Genomic DNA, 19,911 nt, shown 5'->3' on the forward strand with positions numbered 1-19,911 from the left:
CGTTAGACTGTTTTTTTGATCGCTCCCGTTTCGTGATAATGATGAAAGGGAAAGATCATGGCAGCGACAAGCATCAAAGACCTTCAAGCGATCGAAGTCCTCGATTCGCGTGGAAACCCTACCGTTCGCGTTTTCGCCACATTGGAGAACGGCGTGCGGGTCAGTGCGTCGGTCCCCTCCGGTGCCAGCACCGGAGAGTATGAGGCAGTGGAGCTTCGCGACGGCGACCCCACCCGCTACGGCGGCAAGGGGGTTCTCAAAGCCTGCGCCAACGTTATGGAGGTCATCGCTCCGGCATTGCGGGGGATGGATGCAAGGGAGCAGCTGGCCATCGACCGGACGATGATCGAGCTCGACGGCACGGAGAACAAAGCGCGCCTGGGGGCCAATGCGATCCTGGGTGTTTCGATGGCGGTCGCCAAAGCGGCAGCGGTTAGCGAAGGCGAAGAGCTCTACCGCTACCTGGGCGGCAGTGAAGCGCGGCGGCTGCCCGTTCCCTGCATGAACATCCTCAACGGCGGGGAACACGCCGACAACAGCGTCGATTTCCAAGAGTTCATGGCGGTGCCCCACGGCGCTCCGAGCTTCAGCGAAGGGCTGCGCTATGTGGCCGAGACTTTTCACACGCTCAAGAAGATCCTCGAAGCCAAAGGCTACTCCACCGCCGTCGGGGACGAGGGAGGCTTCGCCCCCAATCTCGGCAGCAACGAAGAGGCGATCGAACTCATCGTCGAAGCGATCGAAAAGAGCGGCTACAAACCCGGCATCGATATCTCCATCGCCATCGACAGTGCCGCAACCTCCTTCTCCACGGACAAAAAGGGGCACTACAATCTCAAATGGTCCGGAGCCGGGGAGATGACCAGCGACGACCTGATCGCCCTGGCCAAAGAGTGGGTGGCCAAGTATCCCATCATTCTCTGGGAAGATCCCCTCGCCGAGGAGGATTGGGAAGGCTTCGCCAAGTTCACGAAGGAGCTCGGGGACAAGATCGAAGTGGTGGGGGATGATATTTTCGTCACCAATACCAAATTCATCCGCCGGGGCATCGAAGAGCATACCGCCAACGCTTCCCTGATCAAACTCAACCAGATCGGCAGCGTCACCGAAACGGTGGATGCGGTTCGACTCTGCATCGAGCACGGATGGCGGGCGTTTCTCTCCCATCGCTCCGGAGAGACGTGCGACAGCTTCCTGGCCGATTTCGCCGTGGCGATGGGGACGGGCCATCTCAAGAGCGGCTCCGCTTCCCGCAGCGAGCGCCTGGCCAAATACAACCGCTTGCTGGAGATTGAAGCGCAGCTCGGTCCCGATGCGCTCTATTATTGGAAATAAGGACAGATAATCAGGGGAGGCTTCGATGGGCGGATCGGGCAAAGAGAAAAAGGCCTTCGGACTTTGGAGTGCCATCTTCATCGGCATCGGTTCGATGGTGGGGGCCGGGATCTTCATCGTCATCGGCGAAGCGGGGGCCATCGCCGGGAATATCGTCTGGCTCTCCTTCATCTTCGGCGGGATCGCCGCGCTGCTGAGCGGCTACTCCCTGGCCAAACTGGCTCTTCGTTATCCCTCCAGGGGCGGGATCGTCGAGTATTTGGTGCAGGGCTACGGCGAAGGGGTCTTCTCCGGTTCGGCAAGTGTGCTTTTTTACTTCGCCGGCCTGGTTGCCATCGCTGCCGTGGCCAAGAGCTTCGGCACCTACGCCGCTACCTTCCTCCACGCGCAGAACACCCCCTCCATCGTCAATGCCTTTGCCCTGGGGATCGTGGGCTTCTTCCTGCTCATCAACCTTATCGGGGCCACCTTCGTCGCCAAGTCGGAGAACCTCCTGGTCATCATCAAGGTGACCATCCTCACCGTCTTTGCTGTGGCGGCGGCCTGGCATATTGACCCGGCACTGCTCAGTGCAAAAAAGATGCCGCCGATTATGAATATGCTCTATGCCATTGGCTTGACCTTCTTCGCCTATCAGGGTTTCAGCGTCATTACCAATACGGTCGAAGATATGGAGAACCCGGCCCGTAATATGATGCGGGCGATGATCGGGGCGATCCTGATCGTGATGGCGCTCTATGTCCTGACCGCCGTGGCGGTCCTGGGGAACCTTCCTCTTCCCGAAGTGATCAAGGCAAAAGATTACACCCTGGCGGAAGCGGCCAAACCGGTCTTTGGCGTGCTGGGCTTCAAAGTGATGGCGGCGACGGCGCTGCTTTCGACCGCTTCGGCCATCAACGCTTCCCTCTATGCCACGGCGGAGATCAGCTATACCATGGCCAAAGAAGGAAACCTCCCCAAGGTCTACAGCTACAACGTCTTTCAATCCAACGAAGGGCTCATCATCAGTTCGCTGCTTATTGTGCCGATGATTCTTTTCTTTGACCTTTCGGAAGTGACGACGGTCGCGGCCCTGTCGGTGCTGATCGTGCAGGGGCTGACTCATATCGGGCATCTGATGCGGCTCAAAGAGACCGGAGCCAACGGTGTGCTGGTCTTTTTGGCGGCGGCGGCGATGTTCACGATCACTGCGCTGACCCTCCACTACACCCGGCTTCATGATCCGGCTATCGGCTACTATCTGCTGGGGGCCTTCGTCCTCTGCTTTTTGGTCGAGGTGAGCCTGCGGATCTTTACAAAGCGTATCGTCACCCGCCAGGTGGTGGACCTCTTCAATTTCAAACGCTGGGAGGATGAGAAAAAGATATGAGCACGTCACAAATGATCCACTACGCGGTGGCGAACCGTGAGATCCTGATCCCCAACTTCATCGTTATCGCTACGACTTTGGTCCTGACCCTGCTGCTTTTCGCCAAACCGATCGAGAAGAGCTCCTGGTGGGCGGCGACGGCAATCCCGCTGGCTTCCATCATCGGGAGCGGTTTTCTGGTGGTGGCGCCTATTTTGCAGATGAGTATGGGGGTCTATGCCCCCTTTGCGATGACGGGGCTCGTTACCGTGGCCTATCTCATCGGCGCGGCGATCCGTTTCAACATCCATCACGTCGAACCCAAACTGGCCGCCGGGACCCTCCATCCCGCTCCTCATACCCTGGAGATCCTCTCCCAGTGGGCCCTGGCTTTTGCCTATGTGGTCTCTGTGACCTACTATCTGGCTCTCTTCGGGGATTTTGCCCTGCGGGGGGTCAATGTGGTCAATCCCATTCTCTCCCACACCATCACGACCGCCATTTTGATTTTCATTGCCGTCTATGGCCGCTACCGGGGTTTCAATTTTCTCGGCCGCTTCGAAGCGGTCAAGCTGGGGATCATCGGAGGTTTGCTGGCGGGCCTGGCCTACGGCAACTATCACGCCTGGGCACAGCAGCTCTGGCATCTGCCTCCGGTCAAGGAACCCACGCTGCACGACTGGCGGATCGTCCTGGGGATGCTCATCGTGGTGCAGGGCTTCGAGACTTCCCGCTATCTGGGCGATAAGTTCCCTCCGATGCTGCGGATCCGTACGATGCGCTATGCCCAGTGGATCAGCGCGGGGATCTATATCGTCTACATTACCTTGATGCTCTACTATTTCAACTATCCTCTGCCTCCGGAGGGCCAGGATACCGCTATCATCACCCTTTCACGTCATGTTGCGACGGTCCTGCCCGTGATGCTCCTGGCCCTGGCGCTCATCGCCCAGTTCGATGCCGCCATCGCCGATGCCCAGGGGGGTGCGGGGCTATTCGAAGAGCTGAGCAAGCGCAAGATCACCGTCAACACCGGCTATATCATCATCGCGGTGGGCGGGATCCTCATCGTCTGGAGCTCCAATATCTTCCAGATCATCACCTACGCGTCCCAGGCCTTCGCGGTCTACTATATGCTCCAGAGTATGGTAGCGGCCCTCACGGCCGCCAAACACGAGGATATCCCCCATCGCTGGCCCAAATTCTTCGGCTTCGCCCTGGTGGCTTCGCTAGCCGCCACGGTCGTGATCTTCGGAATCCCCGCGGGCGGTTGATCCTGATCAAAGAAAATGAATATAGAGGAGAGGGAATGGTAAATCGTGAGCGGGTCAGGGAGTTGACGGAGAGGTTACGGGAAACGGAAAAGGAACTCTATCGTGAACTCAAGAACGAAGAGGATAAGGTCAGCTGCGATTTTGCCACGGAACGGATCGGACTTTGGGACTACATCCGGCGCGGGAAGATCAGTTATTGGCTAAGCGCCCCCGTGATCTACGGGATGATCGTCCCGGCAGTGATCCTCGATTGTTGCGTGACGATCTATCAGGCGGTCTGTTTTCCTATCTATGGCATCCCCAAGGTGCGGCGCAGTGATTACATCGTGATCGACCGTCACCGGCTGCCCTATCTCAACGCCCTGCAAAAACTCAACTGCGCCTACTGCGGCTATTTCAACGGCCTCATCGACTATGTGCGGGAGATCGCTTCCCGGACCGAGGAGTTCTGGTGCCCCATCCGCCATTCACGACGTGTGCGGGGTGTGCCGACACGTTATTGGCACTTTATGCGCTATGGCGACGGCAAGGATCTGATGAAACGCTGGAAAAAGCTGAGAGAAGAGCTCAAAAAAGAGGGTGAAGAGCGCTGATCCCGCTAAGGAAGAGGGATCAAACCTCGTTGGCGGCCAATTTCCGGATATGGAAGATCCGGTCCATCAAAAAGCCGGTCAGGACCACGGTGACGGCGGTGGGGACGATGATGTTGTAATCGTAGGTGATCTCCAGAGCCAGGACCACGGCGGTTAGAGGCAGGCGCATCACCACACCCATAAAGACCGAAGCGCCGATGGCGGCGAAGGCATAGGAGTGCACCGGGATCCCGGCATAGAGCTGCAGGGCTTCTCCGTAACCGTATCCGATGAGGGCGCCGATGCTCATCAGCGGCAAAAAGAGCCCGCCGACGGCGTTGGCGTAGATGGCCAGGGCCGTGCCCAGGATCCGTAGCAGAACGACCAGGAGCAGAAGTTTTAGGGAGATGGGGATGGTGCCGTTGATGAGGGCGGCGACCATCTCGTGCCCCGAAAAAGCGGCGATGGGTGCTTGCCAGAGTAGCGTCCCCACCGTCGCGCCCCCCAGCAGGGCGAAGAAGAGGTCCCGATATCGACCCGCACGTGAAGCGACGAAGCGGTCGAGGAAGAGCAGCAGCCACTTTTTCAGCGCCAGGTAGAGAAAGAGAAAGATCAGGATCACCGGGATGAAGAGCAGGCTGCCGAGGAGGTAACTGTAATCGAAGTGCCGGCCGATGGAGTAGTGGAAGACCAGGGGCTTGAGGAAGAGGTAGGCAACGCCGAAGGCAAGAGAGGCGCCGAGGATGATGGGGCCCATCCGGCGGTTGAGGAATTCATAGGCGATGTTCTCCAGGGCGAAGGTGATGCCGGTGACGGGAGAGACGAAGACGGCGGCGATCCCGCTGCTGGCCCCGAGGCTGATGATGAGGGTTACGAATTTTCCGGGCAGATGAAAGAGCCGGTTGAAACGGTAGGCGATCATAGCGCCGATGGCGGCGGAGGGCCCCTCGTTTCCCACATTGAAACCGCTGGCTAGGGAGAGCACCGAGGCGATGATTTTGAGCACGAGCCCCTTGAGGGTGATGGTGTAGCGGTTCTCCTGCACCGCCTGGGCGATCTCGGCCACCCCGTACTCCCGCACGGAGGGGTCCAGGGCGATGAGCCGTTGGACCAGAAGGATCGCAGCCGTGGGGACGAGGTAGAGATACCACAGAGGCAACTTACGGGTATCGACGAGGGGATCGGGACCGTAGAAGAGATGGGTGACGGCCTCGGTAAGCAGGACGTAAAAGGAGATGGCCAGACCGCTGGAGAGGCCGACGAGGATGCCGAGCCCCAGAATCCGAAAGGGGAGCGGGCGGTCCGGTATCTGCATCAGTGCCCCATCCAGAGGCTCTTGACCCCGCCGATGAGGAACTGGGCGGCGATCGCCCCGACGATGAGCCCCATGATCCGGGTCATGATCTTCATCCCGGTGACTCCCAGCGTCCGGCTGATGACCCCGGCATTACGCAGCACGAGATAGACCGTCAGGGAGGCGAGGAGGATCGCGACGCTGATCAGGGCGTAAGAGACCCAGGGGCTGAAAAGCTCCCTGCCGTGGGTGTCGAGCACGACGATGGTGGCGATGACCCCGGGGCCGAAGAGAATGGGGATTCCCAGGGGGATGATGGAGATATCCTCTTTTTCCTGGGCTTCGGCCCGCTCTTCGGGGGTGTGTCGGGTTTTGGTCGATTGCCCGGCGGCCATATTCATCGCGATCATCATCAGGATGATCCCGCCGATGACCTTGACGGAGTAGACATTGATGCCGAAAAGTTTGAAGATGAACTCTCCGGTGAAAAGGGTCACGAGTGAAGCGATCAACACGGTCAGCGTGGCCCGTGCGGCGACGGGACGGATATTGGCCGGGGTGGGAGGCGTGATCATCGAGACCATAATCCCCGCCGCGGCGATGGGGTTGAGGATGGTGACGAGGGCGATGGTGTCATGGATCAGGGGGCTGATGAGCTGCGTGATCATTGGGAATCTTTTTCTGAATCCTCCTCTTCGTCTTTTTGCGCGATGAAGAGGACCAGGAAGATGATGATGACAAAAAGGACCAGCACGATATTCTTCTGGGCGAAAAGGATCAGTTCGATTGCCTGCTGGCCGAAGAAGTAGCCGATGGAGAGGAACGCGGCGGCCCAGAGCAGAATGCCGATGATGTCGTAGAAGAGGAACTTCATATAAGAGTAGCCCGACATGCTCACGGTGAGCAGAGCGGGGATGTGGGTGCCGTAGATGAAACGCTCGAAGACGATGAGCCAGGAGCCCCATTTCTGGAACCAGGCGACGACCTGTTCCCGGCGGCCGGGGCGTTTCTCCAGCCAATGGAGCGCTTTTTTCTCGAAGAGCCTCCCGAAAAGGAAAACGGCATTGTCCCCGATGAAGGCACCGGCGATGGCGACGAGATAGGCTTTGTCGAAGGTGAACACTTCCCCCTGGGAAATGAGCCATCCGGTGAGCATCAGTCCGATCTCCCCTTCCATAATACTCCAGATGAAGAGGGCGACATATCCGTATTTCATCAAGACGAACACAGGAAGACTGAAGAGTTGAAGAAGCACGGGACAAACCTTTGGAAAGAGTTATCGCAATGATAACGTAACGATGCTCATTTTACTTTCCAGGGGGTCGAAGCGGGAAGATGCCTACGGTCCAGGACCCGGCAGCGGACATTATAGGCGCTCATGAGGTGCCGCAGTTTGAGGGTGAGGTCGGCCAGGGTGAGTTTGTAATGGCGCAGGGCTTTTTCGGAGAGATCCCGTTCGAGAAAGAGGATCACTTCCACTTTCGCCTCTTCCCGAGTGCAGAGCAGCGTGTAAAAGGGGGCGAACTCTTCGAGGCCCAGCCGTTTGGCCCCGATCATCGCGGCGAAGGTGTCGACGAATTTTTTGGCGACATCGTTGAGGAGCCGTCCGTTTTGCTGCTTGGCGAGATTCTGTCGGCTGTGGCCCCGGAAATCCTTGATCTCGATGAGTTGGAGCAGATCGTCGTGGGCCGCGAGGATATCCACGGCTTTCATCCCTTCGAGCCACTGGACCCGGTCGCGGTAGAAAGAGCTGGCGTCGAACTTGCTGACCCGCCAATCCTCGGGAAAGGTAAAGACCAATCGGGTGGGGGGTGTCCCTTCGGCGATGACCGGCATGCTCACTCCAGCTCCAGATAGCGGTCGGCCTGGCTGAGCGCTTCGTCCAGGGTCACCAGAGGGGTGACCTTTTCCAAAGAATCGCTCTCCTGGAGGGTAAGGCGGTGTTTGGCATCGTAGCCAAGGGCGATGTAGTGGCTCGGCAGCTTGGCGAAGCTTTTGCGATGGGAGAGGATCTCGATCTCCCGCAGCAGAAAGAGGCTGTGGGTGCTGAGCAGCACCTGGACCCCCTGCAGAGCCAGCGACATCAATATATCGGCGACCTGCCGCAGGAGTTTGGGGTTGAGGTTGGTTTCGGGTTCATCCCAGAAGAGCAGGCTTCCGGGGCGTAAAGTTCCGTTTTGGATGAGCCGGGCGATGGTGGCGAGTTTGGCGACCCCTTCGCCCGCCAGGGTCATCTCCCGCTTGCCGTATCGTGGGGAGTGGAGGTAGAAACGTTCCTGCTCTCTGTGGACCGTTCCGCCGATCATCCCTTCGATGCGGCGTTGCAACCCGCTCATTTTTTCATCGACCGCTTCTGTGGGAGGATGGTCGATGGCCGCTGCCAGATCGTAATAGGTGGCATCGAAGGCCCGCTCTTTTCGCTCCGCCAAGTCCAAAAAGCCTTGATAGCCCGTGAGGACTTCCGCCGTGGGGAGGAAGAGCGGCACCGTTTCGGGGAGTGAGCGGGGGACGCGATCCAGGCTGAGCCTGTGGCGGCTTTTGGCTGTGAAGCTGAGCGAAAAGCTCTCTTGATCGAAGGATACTGTGATATGGCAGGGGCGTTCACTCTCCCGCCATCCCACGAGATGGCCCAGGATATCGGGGCGAAAGACTGCCATCAATCGATCCGCGATCCTCTCGGAAAGATCGGTGTCCGCAAACCGAGAGCGCGTACCGGCGGTCGCCAGGGTATAGGCAAGCTTGAGAAGGTGGCTCTTGCCCGAGCCGTTCTCCCCGATGACCACATTGAGCCCCGGGACGAAGCCGATACGGTGCCTGCCCCGAAAAATGGTGAAGTTCTCCAAACCGAGTTCGCAGATCATCGCTTCTCCTTCATTATTTTTTAGCCGATCCATTGCCACAGCATCACCCCGGTCAGCGCAAGGGTGACCAGCAGGGCGAAAATGGCGAAGACATTGCTCCATCGACTGGGGAGGTATTCGCCCATGATAGTGCGGTTGTTGGCGATCAGAAGGGCGATGCCGATGAGCACGGGGATGAGCATCCCGTCGAGGACCTGGGAGTAGTAGAGGGCATCGACGACGGAGAGGGCGTGACTCATATCGATGATGTCGCCCACGATCAGGGCGCCGACGAAGACGATGTAGAAGCCCTTGGCGTCACTGACCTTGTTGTCCATCCCCTCTCTCCAGCCGAAAGTATCGGCTACGGCATAGGCGGTGGAGCCCGCCAGGACCGGGATGGCGAGAAAACCCGAAACGATGACGCCCAAAGCGAAGAGGGCGAAGGCGTAGCGCCCTGCGGCCGGCTCGAGGGCGGCGGCCAGGGTGCTGACATCCTGGATCTGCGCATGGGTCCCGTAGAGCATGGCGGCTCCGGCGACGATCATACAGTAGGCCAGGAGATTCGACCAGATCATCCCTACCAGAGTATCGAAGCTCACCTCATCCGCCTGGACGACACTCTTTTTCTCTTCGTGCTCTTCGGAAGCCTGCCAAAAGAGCAGATAGGGGGAGATGGTGGTCCCCAGCATCCCGAGCGCGGCGATGGTCCAGGTGGAGGAGGGTTCGATATGGGGGATAAACGTGTTTTCGAGGACTTCGAGCAGCGGCGGCCTGGCCAGGATGGCCGAGAGGATATAGACCCCCAGCACCGCCGTGAGGCCGATGAGCACCTTTTTGACCGTAGCGTAGCGCCCGAAGGTCACGAGGTAGGCGATCAGTGCCGTGATGGGGATGAGGAAAGTGACGGTGGGGTAGCCGCTGATGATATGGAAGATGACGGCGATGGCGTTGAGATCGGCACCGATGGTGAGGATGTTGGCGATGGCCAGTAAGGTGACCATAAGGACGGTGAGCTTTTTCGAGTAAAAAGCGGTGGTGATCTCCGGCAGGCTCTTGCCCGTCACGATGGCGATGCGGGCGACCATATCCTGGATGGCGATCATCATCGGGGTCGAGAGCAGGAGCAGCCAGAGCTGGCTGAAGCCGGTTGTGGCGCCCACGACGGTATAGGTGACGATCCCCGCCGGGTCGTCTCCCGCGCCGCCGGTGATGATGCCCGGGCCCAGTTCTTCGAGCCTTTGACGGTTCTTCTCAATATCGGCTCGGATACGTGCTTTGAATGGTGAAGGGGTCGCGGGGAACCGCTGGGCCTCGGACATATTCTCTTCTCCTTTATCCGGGGAACGAAACGAAGGTTTCGCTCCTCTGCCCTGATTTTACCCTTTTCACACTCTCCTTCTATCTATCCTGTGCCTCATCGGATGAGATGGAGGAGAAAGTAGAGGCCGATCCCGGCAGCGAGAATCAGAAGGTTCCCGATGAGAAAGAGGGACCAGAACCTCCCGTCGATCGTTCCGTGATATTGGCGGTAGAGGCGCAGGAGAATGAGATTGGCCAGCGCGGCGATCGGGGTGCCGAAGCCTCCGACGTTACTGCCCCAGAGCAGGGCTTGCCAATAGGGGGTGATCGGCTGAAGGAGCAGCGTGGTTGGAACGTTGCTGATCAGCTGGCTCATAGCTGCGGCGAGGAGAAAGATGTGATGGGGCCGATGGACCCAGGGGGCGATCAGCTCGTGCACATTGGCAGAGAGGGCCAGAAAGAGCACGAAAGTCAGGAGCAGGAAATAATCCACACGGAGACTCTCGAGGTCGAAGAGCCAGGCATAAAGCAGCGGCAGGAGAACGACCCCCCAGGGAAGAAGACCGATCACCGCCAGGACCAGCAGAAGGAAAAAGACTAAATAGAGGACGGTGTGGATCGGTTTGAGGGGGCGTTCGGGCTGACGGGAGAGCGTAGAGAGCCGCCGGACACCGGCGAAAGAGACCGCAGCGAGTAACAGGATCGTCATCCCCAGGACGAAGGGGGCGATGGTTTGGAGGAAAGGAAGAAGTCCCGGCTGGTAATGGGCATAAATGAAGAGATTCTGCGGCGTGCCGAAGGGGAAGAGCGCCGCACCGATATGGGCGGCGAAGGAGGCGAGAAGGATCATCAGGTTCCGGCGGGAGAGACGCATAGCGAAAAGAAGGGGCACGAGGGTGACCAGAGCCACATCGATGGTGAGGAACATTCCAAGAAGCAGGGCGATGAGGACCAGGCTGGGCCCCAGGGCCGGAAGCCTCTCGAGTCGGCAACTGGCATGACAGAGCGCCCGGCTGTTCTCGATGCCTTTCAGGGTGACGAAAAATCCCCAGAGCAGGAGGATCGGTGTGAGATCCCGCTCCGAGACTTTGGGCAAATGGCCCACGGCGACTGTCGTGGCGATCAGGCCCAGCGCCGCGATGAAAAAGAGCCATTCTTTGGCGAGGAGAGCGAGCAGGGTCCTTCCGCCTCTTTTCAGGAGATCCGATTTCACTAGGCCCCTTCGTTTTCCAGGGCGAAGATTTCGCCGTCGAGCTCGTTTTTGACCGTTTCGTAGGTGAGGTAGTCGATGGTGCCGTTGCGGTAGAGTTCCAAAAGGTCGTTTTTCTGATCCATCAGCAGGCGGCGTTTGGTGCGCAGGAGCTCCTCTTTGAGCAGCGCCTCTTTGTCGGGGGTGGCCTTCTGGAGTTTCTGCAGCACCGTATCGATCTGTTTCTGGAAGGCGTCTTCGAGGGCTTGGGCGCTTTGGGCGCTGATCATATGGCGCTTGCGCAGGCGGTCGATACGGTCCATAGTGTTGTGCAACAGGGTGATCTCGGTCTTGAGCTTTTCATATTCACGGATCTCCGAAATCGGGGAGACCAATCCCAACCCGCGCAGCACCGGAGCCATACTGAGCCCCTGGATGAAAAGGGCCAGGAGCACCACTCCGAAAACGAGGGTGACGATGAGATTTTTGTAGATGAAGCTGTCGGGCAGGGAGAGGGCCAGGACCATAGAGAGGGCGCCCCGCAATCCACCCCAGCCCAGGATCAGGGCCCAATTGAAGGGGAAGCGCTCTTTCGTGGGATAGAAGATTGCCCAGGTGCCCGTGACGATGACGAAGCGGGCCACCATCATGGCGAAATAGGCCAGCAGAACGAAAGGCCAGAGGTCCCAGAGCATTTTGAGGTCGATGGCCAGGCCCATCAACAGAAAGATCAGGGAGTTCATAGCAAAGGCGATGTATTCCCAGAAGCTTTCGGTGCTGAGACGGATGGAGGGGAAGAGGGTGTTGGCAAAGCCCCGCTGCCCCACCACCAGGCCGGCGGCGACGGTGCTCATGACCCCTGAGACGTTCAGGTGCTCGGCGATAAGGAAGGAGCCGTAGGCCGCCACGGTCGTGAGGGTGATGACAATCATGGCGTCGTCGAGGTTCTGCATGGCCACTGCCGTCAGAAAGCCCACGATCGTTCCGACGATAAGGCCCAGCCCCACTACACGGAAGAACTCCAGTGCAGCATCGCTCGGAGTGGAGAGGTCCCCGTGCACATAACTCCAGGCGATCATAAAGATGACGATGGCGGTACCGTCGTTGAGCAGGCTTTCGCTTTCCACAAGGATGCGCAGGCGCTGGGGGACTCCCAGGCGTTTGAAAAGGGCGACGACGGCCACCGGGTCGGTTGCCGCCACCGCCGCGCCGAAGAGAATCCCCACCGCCCAGTTGAGCCCGTGAAGATGGGGAATATGCTGGCTGATGGGGATCATCACCGCGGCTGTGGCGAGGGTGGAGAAGATGACGCCGGGAACGACCAGGGTGGCGATGGGCCAGAAATCACGGCGGAGATCTTCTGCCTTGAGGTGGATGGCCGCTTCGAAGATCAGGGGTGGCAGGAAGATGTCGTAAAGGAGCTGTTGGGTCAGGTGGGGAGCGTTGAGCAGATGCAATGCTCCCAGACCGATGCCCACGGCCATAAGGGCGATGGTATAGGGAAGATTGATGCGGCGTGCGGCGACGGCGACAATAGACGCGACGACGAAGAGAATGAGGATCGCACTCTCGTAGCTCATAGGACTCCTCTAGGCTCGAATTATCTTCAGACTCAACGGTCCTCTCCGGTAGAGGCTCGGCGAAAATAGAGCACTCCCAGCGCCGGCAGATCCAGGCGTAGGGAGTGTTCCCGCCCGCAGCAGGCTTCGGGGCGGCTCTGCAGCGTCTCGGAGGGCGGGGCTTCCCAGCCCTGCCACTGGGGATCCTGGGTCGAAAAGAGGGGCTCCCATTCCGAGGTTTCGGGGAGGGGGAGCAGATACCCTTCGTGGCGGGCGTCGGCGAAATTGCAGACCACCAGGATCTCTTCTCCCGGCCCTCGGCGCAGGTAGCTCAGCACACTGCGCTCGGCGTCGCGCTCGTTGATCCATTCGAAGCCTTCGCGCTTTTCATCCCAGGCGTAAAGGGCGGGATGCTCCCGATAGAGGCGGTCGAGGGTGGCAAGCATACTCTGAAGCCCGGCGTGGAGGGGATTCTCCAGCAGATACCACTCCAGCTGATCCTCGTAGTCCCACTCCTTCCACTGCCCGATCTCCCCGCCCATAAAGAGGAGCTTTTTGCCCGGATGGGAGATCATATAGCCGAAGAGGGCTCTCAGGTTGGCGAACTTCTGATTGGTGTCGCCGGGCATTTTGTTCAGCAGCGAGCCCTTCATATGCACCACTTCGTCGTGGCTAAGCGGAAGGATGAAATTTTCGTCGTAGGCATACCACATACTGAAAGTGATCCGATTGTGGTGGTATTTGCGAAAGAGGGGGTCAGTCTTGAAATATTTTAGGGTGTCGTGCATCCAGCCCATATTCCATTTGAAGCCGAAGCCGAGTCCGCCCGCGTCCACCGGACGGGTGACCCCCGGGAAGGCGGTGGACTCCTCGGCGATCATAGCAATGCCGGGGAAGTCGGCGTAGCAGCTGGCGTTGAGCATGCGCAGGAACTCGATCGCCTCAAGGTTCTCGTTGCCGCCGTGGATGTTGGGGACCCACTCTCCCTCTTTGCGGGCGTAGTCGAGGTAGAGCATCGAGGCGACGGCATCGACCCGGATGCCGTCGATGTGGTAATAGTCGAGCCAGAAATGGGCCGATGAGATGAGAAAGGAGCGCACCTCCCCCTTGCCGTAGTCGAAGACGGCGCTCTTCCACTCGGGATGGTAGCCCTTGCGGGGGTCTTCGTATTCGTAGAGAGCCGTCCCATCGAAGGCGATGAGCCCGTGGCCGTCGGTGACGAAGTGGGAGGGGACCCAATCCATGATCACCCCGATCCCCGCGGCGTGGAGGCGGTCGACGAGGGCCATACACTCCTGGGGGGTGCCGAAGCGGGCGGTGGGAGCGAAGTAGCCGCTGACCTGATAGCCCCAGGAACCTTTGAATGGGTATTCGGTGATGGGCATCAGCTCCACGTGGGTGTAGTTCATCTCGGTCAAATACTCCGCCAGCGCCTCGGCTGCCTCTTCGTAGCTCAGGTAGCTGCCATCCAAATGGCGGCGCCAGGAGCCCAGGTGGACTTCATAGATGTTCATCGGGGCCTGATGGAGGGAGCTTTTGGCCCGCTGCTCCATCCACGCCTCATCCTCCCAGAGGTAGCCTTCCAGGCACCAGACCTTCGAAGCGGAGTTGGGCGGGCGCTCGGTGGCAAAGGCGAAGGGGTCGGCTTTGTAGAGCTCCGTATCGTAGGGAGTACGGATGTGGTATTTGTAGGTGACCCCCTGGGAGATGCTTTCGATGAAACCTTCCCAGATCCCGCTGCCGTCTTCCCGTTTTTTCAGGGAATGGGTGCGGGGGTCATAGTGGTTGAAATCCCCGACGACGCTCACACGCTTGGCGTGGGGTGCCCAGACGGCGAAATAGACCCCCTCGGTCCCTTCCCGTTCCATAAAGTGGGCGCCGAACTTCTCGTAGAGCTTGGTATGGGTCCCTTCGCGGAAGAGGTAGATATCGGTCTCGGTGAAACGGGTCACGTCATAATGGATCATCGTTTGCACTCCAGGGCCGCCTCGTAGACCTTTTCATACTCTTTGGCGCTTCGCTCCCAGCTGAAGCGCAGGCTCATCGCATAATCCTGCATCCGGGCGATCGCCTCTTTGTTGTGAAGCCAGGTATCCACCGCCCAGCTTACGGTTCCTTCCAGGGCTTCTTTGGTCGGGTCGTGGAATTTGAAGCCGTTGCCGCGGCCCGTGGCGGGGTCGTAATTCTCGATGGTGTCATCCAGCCCGCCCACGGCCCGGACGATGGGGAGGGTGCCGTAGCGCAGGGAGTAGATCTGGTTGAGCCCGCAGGGTTCGAAGAGGCTCGGCATCAAAAAGAGGTCCGCCCCCGCTTCGATGCGGTGGGAGAGGGGATTGGAATAGCCGATGTAGGCGGCCACCTGGCCGTAGCGCCCCGCCAGATCGGAAAAGAAGCCCTCGGCCCACTTCTCCCCGCTGCCCAGAAAGACCCACTGGGCGCTCAAATGGAGCATCCGAGGCATCGCCCCGGCGATCAGTTCGATCCCCTTCTGCTCGGCGAAGCGCCCCACGAAGCCGATGAGGGGCAGGTCGTCACGCTCTTCAAGTCCCATCTCCCGCTGCAACTCCCGCTTGCAAATCGCCTTGCCCTCCATGGCACCCCGATCATAGTTTGCTGGCAGATAGGGGTCGTGGGCGGGGTTCCACTCGTCGTAGTCGACACCGTTGAGTATGCCGGTGAGTTTGTAGGCGTGGGCACGGATATGATCCTGCAGTCCGAAGCCGAACTCCGGCGTCTGGATCTCTTTGGCGTAGGTGGGGCTGACGGTCGTGATCTTGTCGGCGTGATAGACCGCCCCTTTAAGGAGATTAAGCGCTCCCAGGGCTTCCAGCTCGAAGGGGTTGAAGTGCTCTTCTCCTAGCTCCAGATAGGCTAGTGCACTCTTGTCGAAGATCCCCTGGTGTTGGAGGTTGTGGATGGTGAAGATCGAAGCGGTGCGCTCGAAGAAGGGGTCGTGGCGCAGCAGGGTATTGAGCCAGATGGGCTGGGGAGCCGTGTGCCAATCGTTGGCATGGACGATATCAGGGCGGAAATCCAAAGCCCGCGCCAACTCCAGGGCCGCCCGGGAGAAGAAGATGAAGCGCCGGTCATTATCGGGATAGGCGAAGCCGTTCTCGTCGCTATAGAAGCCGTTGCGGCCGAAATACTCTTCGTAGTCGATGAAGTAGACATCCACTCCTTCGTGGCGCGTATGGTAGGCCCCGGCCCAGAGGGTCCCCAGCGGTCCCATCGGCACGCCCAGGTTCCCCAGGGCGAAGTCCAGTTCATTGCGATCGATGGTGTAGTAGCGGGGGATCACCACCATCACTTCGTGGCCGGCCTTGGCCAGATATTTGGGCAGGGCGGCAGCCACATCGGCCAAACCGCCGGTCTTGGCGAAGGGGGTCATCTCCGAAGCGCAAAAGAGAATCTTCATACAAACCTTTCAAGTAGGATCTTGGCCCCCTCCAGGGAGGCGTTCTCGAGCCGGGTAAGCTCGATGCGGCATCCCTCCAGAGCGAAGGAGGGTGCATAGTCGGGCAAACGTTCTTTCAGATATTCTACCAAAGCGGGCCGGTGGGTGATCACCCCGCCGCCCAGAACCAGCAGTTCTTGGTTCAAAAGGGTCAGCTCCGTGGCCGAGGCGTGGAGCAGGGCTTCGCTGTAGAGGGCATGGATCTCGGGATGGTCTAGAGAGGCTTCAATGTGAAGATGTTTCGCCCATTTCTCGATCCCGCTGCCCGAGGCGTAGAGCTCCAGGCAATTGTCCTTGCCGCAGCCGCAGCGAAAAGGGGCTTTGCGGTAGGGGACATGGCCGATCTCCCCGGCCAGGTTGTGCGCTCCGCGGATGAGCTTTCCTTTTTCCAGGGCGGCGCTCCCCAGCCCCGTGCCGGAGTAGAGGGCGACGAGGCTTTCGCTCCCCCAATAGCGCCCCTCCGCCAGGGCGGCGCATTTGAGGTCGTTCTCGATGCGGTAGGGGATCCCCAGAGCGGCGGGATCGAAACCCTCGGCGATATTGGGGGCTGAGAGGATGTGGTTCTCGTGCACCTGTCCGGCGAAGGAGATGGCGACCTTTTCGATCCCGTATTCTTCGATCAATCGCCTCAGATAGCCGGTCGGATCGACTTCTGCACTGGCGACACGTCCCCGGTCTTTACCGGGGATCTCCCAGCGTAGCCAGGTCCCGCCCAGGTCAACGGCTAGGTTCATCGTCGCTCCTGAGCCGCCCGGCCGCCAACTCCGGGGCCACGGGATTGATGGCCGATTGACTCATCAGTTCATAGCCCGCCAGGGTATAGATGCGGGGGGTGATGCGCAGATAGAAACGGTGCAGCCGGGGCAGCTCGTCGAAGAACTCTTCATTCTCGAAATTGCGGTTCACCGGGGGCAATATGAAAAGGAGGTTGTAGGCGAAGGGTCCCAGTTCCCGGTGAAGACGGACGAAGAGCTGCCCGACGGTGGCGGCCAATTCCCGCAGTGCTTCCTCGTTCAACTCCGTGATATTGGCGCAATTTCGGGAGAGGATCACGCTCTCGAAAGCGAAGGAGGAGGCGTAAGGGCAATAGCTGAAGAAGCGCTCCCCTTCGATTAGGGTGCGGGTCCTTTCCCGGCTCTCCTGTTCGATGATGTCCTCATAGAGGCTGCGACCATGCTCGCGCCAGTAGCGGTGGGCGTGTCGGAACTGGGCTTTCTGGGCTTTGCTCATCACCGGCAGGGCCAGGATCTGGCTGTGGGGATGGGGCTGGCTGGCCCCCGCGGCCAAGCCGTGGTTTTTGAAGCAGTCGATCTGTACCAATCTCTGATCCCGGCTCAGATCGGCCACCCTTTCTCTGACTGTATAGAGCCAGTCGAAGATCTCTTCCTCGCTCATCGTGGCCAGGGTGGCGTCGTGGCGGGGTGTATTGATGACGATCTCGTGGGCGCCGAAGCCGCCCCAGCGCTCGTTGACCCCTTCCCGATGGGCTTCGAAGGGGGTTTCGATCTGCACCGCTTTGTAGCGGTTGGGAACGACCCGGGTGTGCCAACCTTTACTGTCCCTCAGAGCATAGATTTCCGGAGGTGTCAGATCCTCGTGCCCGGGACAAAAGGGGCAGAGCGCCGGTTCGGGAGGCTCGGCGGCCCGCTGCAGGCTTAGTGGCCGATGGAGCCGCTCCGGGGCGATGAGGATGTATTCGTCGTGGAGCAGATCGTATCTCAACTCAGACATAGAGATCCCTTCAGCTCCATCGTCGATTCAAAAGGGGCCACCATCGCGATGCTCAGGGCCTGGGTCGTGAGGCTGTAACCCGCCTCATCCTGGGAAACGGTGCGCAGGGGGACGAAATATCCCTCCATCTCCCGGTCGAAACTCAGGGTGAGGGTGCGCCCGGTGTAGGGGTCCTCGATCATAAATTCCGATCCCAGAATCTCCAGCCCCTCATTGAGAGATTTTCCCTGAATACGTAGCGTATCGTAGTGGGCGAAGTGGAGGTTGAACTCCAGGGCATAGCGGTAGATCCCCTCCGCTTCGGTCTGTAAGTCGATGCTGAAGTGGAGGGTGCCCTTTTCGAGGCTGTAACGCTTTTCGAGGCTCGTGGGATGCTTCCGCTCGGTATAGAGGCCGCCCTCCCTTCGGAAATGGAGCGGAGCGAGCATCTCGAAGGGTTGGTTGGCGAAATCGCCGAACTCCCGGAAGGTGCAGCAGCGGAAACTCTCCCGGTCGAAATGCTCATCGGAGATATGGTCGATGAGGGAATTTTTGGTGTACCAGTCGAAGTGCAGCTCCCGCAGAGTCGCTTCGTCGGCCCGGTGGGGGAGGGAGTGGATAGTGCGGATCCCATTTTCCGGCTCCTCTTGCGTCGACTCCCGGGCTGAAGAAGCGGGAGGATTGAGGATCGCTTCGTGGTAAGCCTCGTAGCGGCGGGTGAGGGTGTTTTGGAAATTGAACTCTCTTTCAAGATCGAGCAGCTCGATGAGCTGCCCGCCGCTGCGTTCGTAGAAACGGTAGACGAAGGTGCCGTCGTTGACCCGGCTTTCTTCATAGCCGTCGAAATCGCTGTCCTCGACGCTCGTTTCGCGCTTGAGGAGCTTTTCGCAGCGGGCCAGATAGCGGTAGGCGTTGTCCCGCAGGTTGGGGAGGTAGAGCCCGCCGAAGACCCCGTGCCAATAGACGTCGTTGCACTGGAGGCGGTAGAGATCCTCCCGGTTTTCTTCAGGGAGTAGTAGTCGGTTCATCTGAAGCATCCGCTTGTGGAGGCGGTTGGACTCTTCGTATTTAACGAAGAAGTTTTTCCAGATTCCGCCCCGGATGAATTTGATGCCCACCTTTTCGAAATACTCTTCGTCGAAGCGCTTTTGCAGTTTCTCCAGCTCCAGGGTGTCTTTGGCCCGGAGGCTCCACTCCCCCATCTCGTAATAGGAGACATTGGGGAGATAGGCGAGGCCCGTAGGCCGCTCATTTAGGGCATCGGCGTAATGGGCCGTCTCGATCCGCTCGTCGGCGAGCACTCCTTCGATGAAGGCTTTCAGCCAGCCTTTGGTATAGACCCATTCGTGGGTCTCGGGCCAGAGCCCGAACTTCTCCGCGTCGTCGAAGATGACGGCGAGTTTTCGCTGCGCCACCGCTTCGATGCTCTGCGGAGCTTCGTGGAAGGGGATGGCGTAGCGCAGGGCTTTGGAGATGGGGAAGAGAGCCAGCTTTTCGCCTCCTTCCTCGGTGAGGAAATAGCCCTCGATCTCCTCGGGGTCGAAGCCGGCGGCGATGAGATGGTAGTCGTCCACAACCGCATACTCGACCCCCGCTGCGCGCAGGTCCGCAACCAGGCCGTTCTCCCAGACCCGCTCGGTGAGCCAGAGGCCCCTGGGAGTCTGCCCGAACTCCGCTTCGAGGGTCTTCGAGAGCCGTCCGATCTGCTCGAGACGGTCCGATGAGGGGATGGAGGCGAGGATCGGTTCGTAGTAGCCGGCGCTGAACCACTCGATGGCTCCGGCGTCGCTGAGCCGCTTAAGATTGCCATAGACTTCGGGAGCGTCCCGTTTCAGTTTCTCCAAAAGCCAACCGCTGCAGTGGAGGCTGAATTTGAACTCGGGATAGCGTGCCAGGGTTTCGAAGAGCGGAGCGTAGCAGCGCTCGATCGCCCGGGAGACCGCTTCGTCCAGGTTCTCCACAGGTTGGTGCATATGCAGGCCGAAGAGCAGGCGAGTCATCGGGTTCCTTTAGTTCTTATATTTTCAAATATTA

General features: G+C 59.4%; 17 protein-coding genes. 4 read left to right on the top strand and 13 right to left on the bottom strand.

Annotated features, from left to right (window positions below; genetic code table 11):
- Positions 1 to 57 precede the first annotated feature (57 nt).
- The 4 genes from eno to NITSA_RS04970 are packed head-to-tail and all read left to right on the top strand — an operon-like array spanning position 58 to position 4,550.
- Positions 58 to 1,335: a phosphopyruvate hydratase gene (eno, locus tag NITSA_RS04955; protein ID WP_013553926.1), complete on the top strand. Its 1,278-nt coding sequence runs from the start codon at positions 58 to 60 to the stop codon at positions 1,333 to 1,335.
- Between the two features lie 25 nt (positions 1,336 to 1,360).
- A complete protein-coding gene (locus NITSA_RS04960; RefSeq protein WP_013553927.1) occupies positions 1,361 to 2,704 on the top strand; it encodes an APC family permease in 1,344 nt (447 codons plus the stop codon).
- Positions 2,701 to 3,957 carry a hypothetical protein gene (locus tag NITSA_RS04965; protein ID WP_223162233.1) on the top strand — a complete coding sequence of 419 codons (1,257 nt, stop codon included), beginning with the start codon at positions 2,701 to 2,703 and terminating at the stop codon, positions 3,955 to 3,957. The genes NITSA_RS04960 and NITSA_RS04965 overlap by 4 nt, the downstream gene beginning before the upstream one ends.
- Positions 3,958 to 3,992: 35 nt before the next feature.
- Positions 3,993 to 4,550, top strand: coding sequence for a hypothetical protein (locus tag NITSA_RS04970; RefSeq protein WP_013553929.1), 558 nt, complete (start codon positions 3,993 to 3,995; stop codon positions 4,548 to 4,550).
- A gap of 19 nt (positions 4,551 to 4,569) precedes the next feature.
- Here the strand turns inward: NITSA_RS04970 and NITSA_RS04975 are convergent, their stop codons facing one another.
- The 13 genes from NITSA_RS04975 to NITSA_RS05035 form a co-directional block, all read right to left on the bottom strand.
- Entirely contained in the window at positions 4,570 to 5,844 is a 1,275-nt protein-coding gene (locus NITSA_RS04975) for a chloride channel protein (protein WP_013553930.1), read from the bottom strand.
- Entirely contained in the window at positions 5,844 to 6,491 is a 648-nt protein-coding gene (locus NITSA_RS04980) for a MarC family protein (RefSeq protein WP_013553931.1), read from the bottom strand. Before NITSA_RS04980 ends, NITSA_RS04975 begins: the two co-directional genes overlap by 1 nt.
- Positions 6,488 to 7,051 carry a DedA family protein gene (locus NITSA_RS04985; RefSeq protein WP_223162234.1) on the bottom strand — a complete coding sequence of 188 codons (564 nt, stop codon included), beginning with the start codon at positions 7,049 to 7,051 and terminating at the stop codon, positions 6,488 to 6,490. Before NITSA_RS04985 ends, NITSA_RS04980 begins: the two co-directional genes overlap by 4 nt.
- 74 nt (positions 7,052 to 7,125) lie before the next feature.
- Complete coding sequence (locus tag NITSA_RS10845) at positions 7,126 to 7,665, bottom strand: hypothetical protein (RefSeq protein WP_148224942.1); 540 nt, start codon at positions 7,663 to 7,665, stop codon at positions 7,126 to 7,128.
- Complete coding sequence (locus NITSA_RS04995; RefSeq protein WP_013553934.1) at positions 7,662 to 8,684, bottom strand: AAA family ATPase; 1,023 nt, start codon at positions 8,682 to 8,684, stop codon at positions 7,662 to 7,664. Before NITSA_RS04995 ends, NITSA_RS10845 begins: the two co-directional genes overlap by 4 nt.
- A 20-nt stretch (positions 8,685 to 8,704) precedes the next feature.
- On the bottom strand, positions 8,705 to 9,985 hold the full coding sequence (locus tag NITSA_RS05000) for an NRAMP family divalent metal transporter (RefSeq protein ID WP_013553935.1): 1,281 nt from the start codon (positions 9,983 to 9,985) through the stop codon (positions 8,705 to 8,707).
- 95 nt (positions 9,986 to 10,080) lie between these two features.
- Complete coding sequence (locus NITSA_RS05005) at positions 10,081 to 11,178, bottom strand: SLC13 family permease (protein WP_013553936.1); 1,098 nt, start codon at positions 11,176 to 11,178, stop codon at positions 10,081 to 10,083.
- Positions 11,178 to 12,734, bottom strand: a complete 1,557-nt coding sequence (locus NITSA_RS05010) for a cation:proton antiporter (RefSeq protein WP_013553937.1) — start codon at positions 12,732 to 12,734, stop codon at positions 11,178 to 11,180. The genes NITSA_RS05005 and NITSA_RS05010 overlap by 1 nt, the downstream gene beginning before the upstream one ends.
- Positions 12,735 to 12,766: 32 nt before the next feature.
- Positions 12,767 to 14,680, bottom strand: a complete 1,914-nt coding sequence (gene glgB / locus NITSA_RS05015; RefSeq protein WP_013553938.1) for a 1,4-alpha-glucan branching protein GlgB — start codon at positions 14,678 to 14,680, stop codon at positions 12,767 to 12,769.
- Positions 14,677 to 16,128, bottom strand: a complete 1,452-nt coding sequence (glgA, locus tag NITSA_RS05020) for a glycogen synthase GlgA (protein WP_013553939.1) — start codon at positions 16,126 to 16,128, stop codon at positions 14,677 to 14,679. Before glgA ends, glgB begins: the two co-directional genes overlap by 4 nt.
- On the bottom strand, positions 16,125 to 16,901 hold the full coding sequence (locus NITSA_RS05025; protein ID WP_013553940.1) for an ROK family protein: 777 nt from the start codon (positions 16,899 to 16,901) through the stop codon (positions 16,125 to 16,127). The genes glgA and NITSA_RS05025 overlap by 4 nt, the downstream gene beginning before the upstream one ends.
- Complete coding sequence (gene galT, locus NITSA_RS05030; protein ID WP_013553941.1) at positions 16,885 to 17,898, bottom strand: galactose-1-phosphate uridylyltransferase; 1,014 nt, start codon at positions 17,896 to 17,898, stop codon at positions 16,885 to 16,887. The genes NITSA_RS05025 and galT overlap by 17 nt, the downstream gene beginning before the upstream one ends.
- Positions 17,886 to 19,877, bottom strand: coding sequence for an alpha-amylase/4-alpha-glucanotransferase domain-containing protein (locus tag NITSA_RS05035; RefSeq protein ID WP_013553942.1), 1,992 nt, complete (start codon positions 19,875 to 19,877; stop codon positions 17,886 to 17,888). Before NITSA_RS05035 ends, galT begins: the two co-directional genes overlap by 13 nt.
- Between the last annotated feature and the right edge of the window lie 34 nt (positions 19,878 to 19,911).

Source organism: Nitratifractor salsuginis DSM 16511 (genome assembly GCF_000186245.1).
Lineage (GTDB): Bacteria > Campylobacterota > Campylobacteria > Campylobacterales > Sulfurovaceae > Nitratifractor > Nitratifractor salsuginis.

Coding starts and splice junctions, on each gene's coding strand:
- NITSA_RS04960 (WP_013553927.1), top strand. CDS start 1,361: ATGGGCGGATCGGGCAAAGAGAAAAAGGCCTTCGGACTTTGGAGTGCC.
- NITSA_RS05010 (WP_013553937.1), bottom strand. CDS start 12,734: ATGAGCTACGAGAGTGCGATCCTCATTCTCTTCGTCGTCGCGTCTATT.
- NITSA_RS04995 (WP_013553934.1), bottom strand. CDS start 8,684: ATGATCTGCGAACTCGGTTTGGAGAACTTCACCATTTTTCGGGGCAGG.
- galT (WP_013553941.1), bottom strand. CDS start 17,898: ATGTCTGAGTTGAGATACGATCTGCTCCACGACGAATACATCCTCATC.
- NITSA_RS05025 (WP_013553940.1), bottom strand. CDS start 16,901: ATGAACCTAGCCGTTGACCTGGGCGGGACCTGGCTACGCTGGGAGATC.
- glgA (WP_013553939.1), bottom strand. CDS start 16,128: ATGAAGATTCTCTTTTGCGCTTCGGAGATGACCCCCTTCGCCAAGACC.
- NITSA_RS04970 (WP_013553929.1), top strand. CDS start 3,993: ATGGTAAATCGTGAGCGGGTCAGGGAGTTGACGGAGAGGTTACGGGAA.
- NITSA_RS04965 (WP_223162233.1), top strand. CDS start 2,701: ATGAGCACGTCACAAATGATCCACTACGCGGTGGCGAACCGTGAGATC.
- NITSA_RS04975 (WP_013553930.1), bottom strand. CDS start 5,844: ATGCAGATACCGGACCGCCCGCTCCCCTTTCGGATTCTGGGGCTCGGC.
- glgB (WP_013553938.1), bottom strand. CDS start 14,680: ATGATCCATTATGACGTGACCCGTTTCACCGAGACCGATATCTACCTC.
- NITSA_RS04980 (WP_013553931.1), bottom strand. CDS start 6,491: ATGATCACGCAGCTCATCAGCCCCCTGATCCATGACACCATCGCCCTC.
- NITSA_RS05035 (WP_013553942.1), bottom strand. CDS start 19,877: ATGACTCGCCTGCTCTTCGGCCTGCATATGCACCAACCTGTGGAGAAC.
- eno (WP_013553926.1), top strand. CDS start 58: ATGGCAGCGACAAGCATCAAAGACCTTCAAGCGATCGAAGTCCTCGAT.
- NITSA_RS05000 (WP_013553935.1), bottom strand. CDS start 9,985: ATGTCCGAGGCCCAGCGGTTCCCCGCGACCCCTTCACCATTCAAAGCA.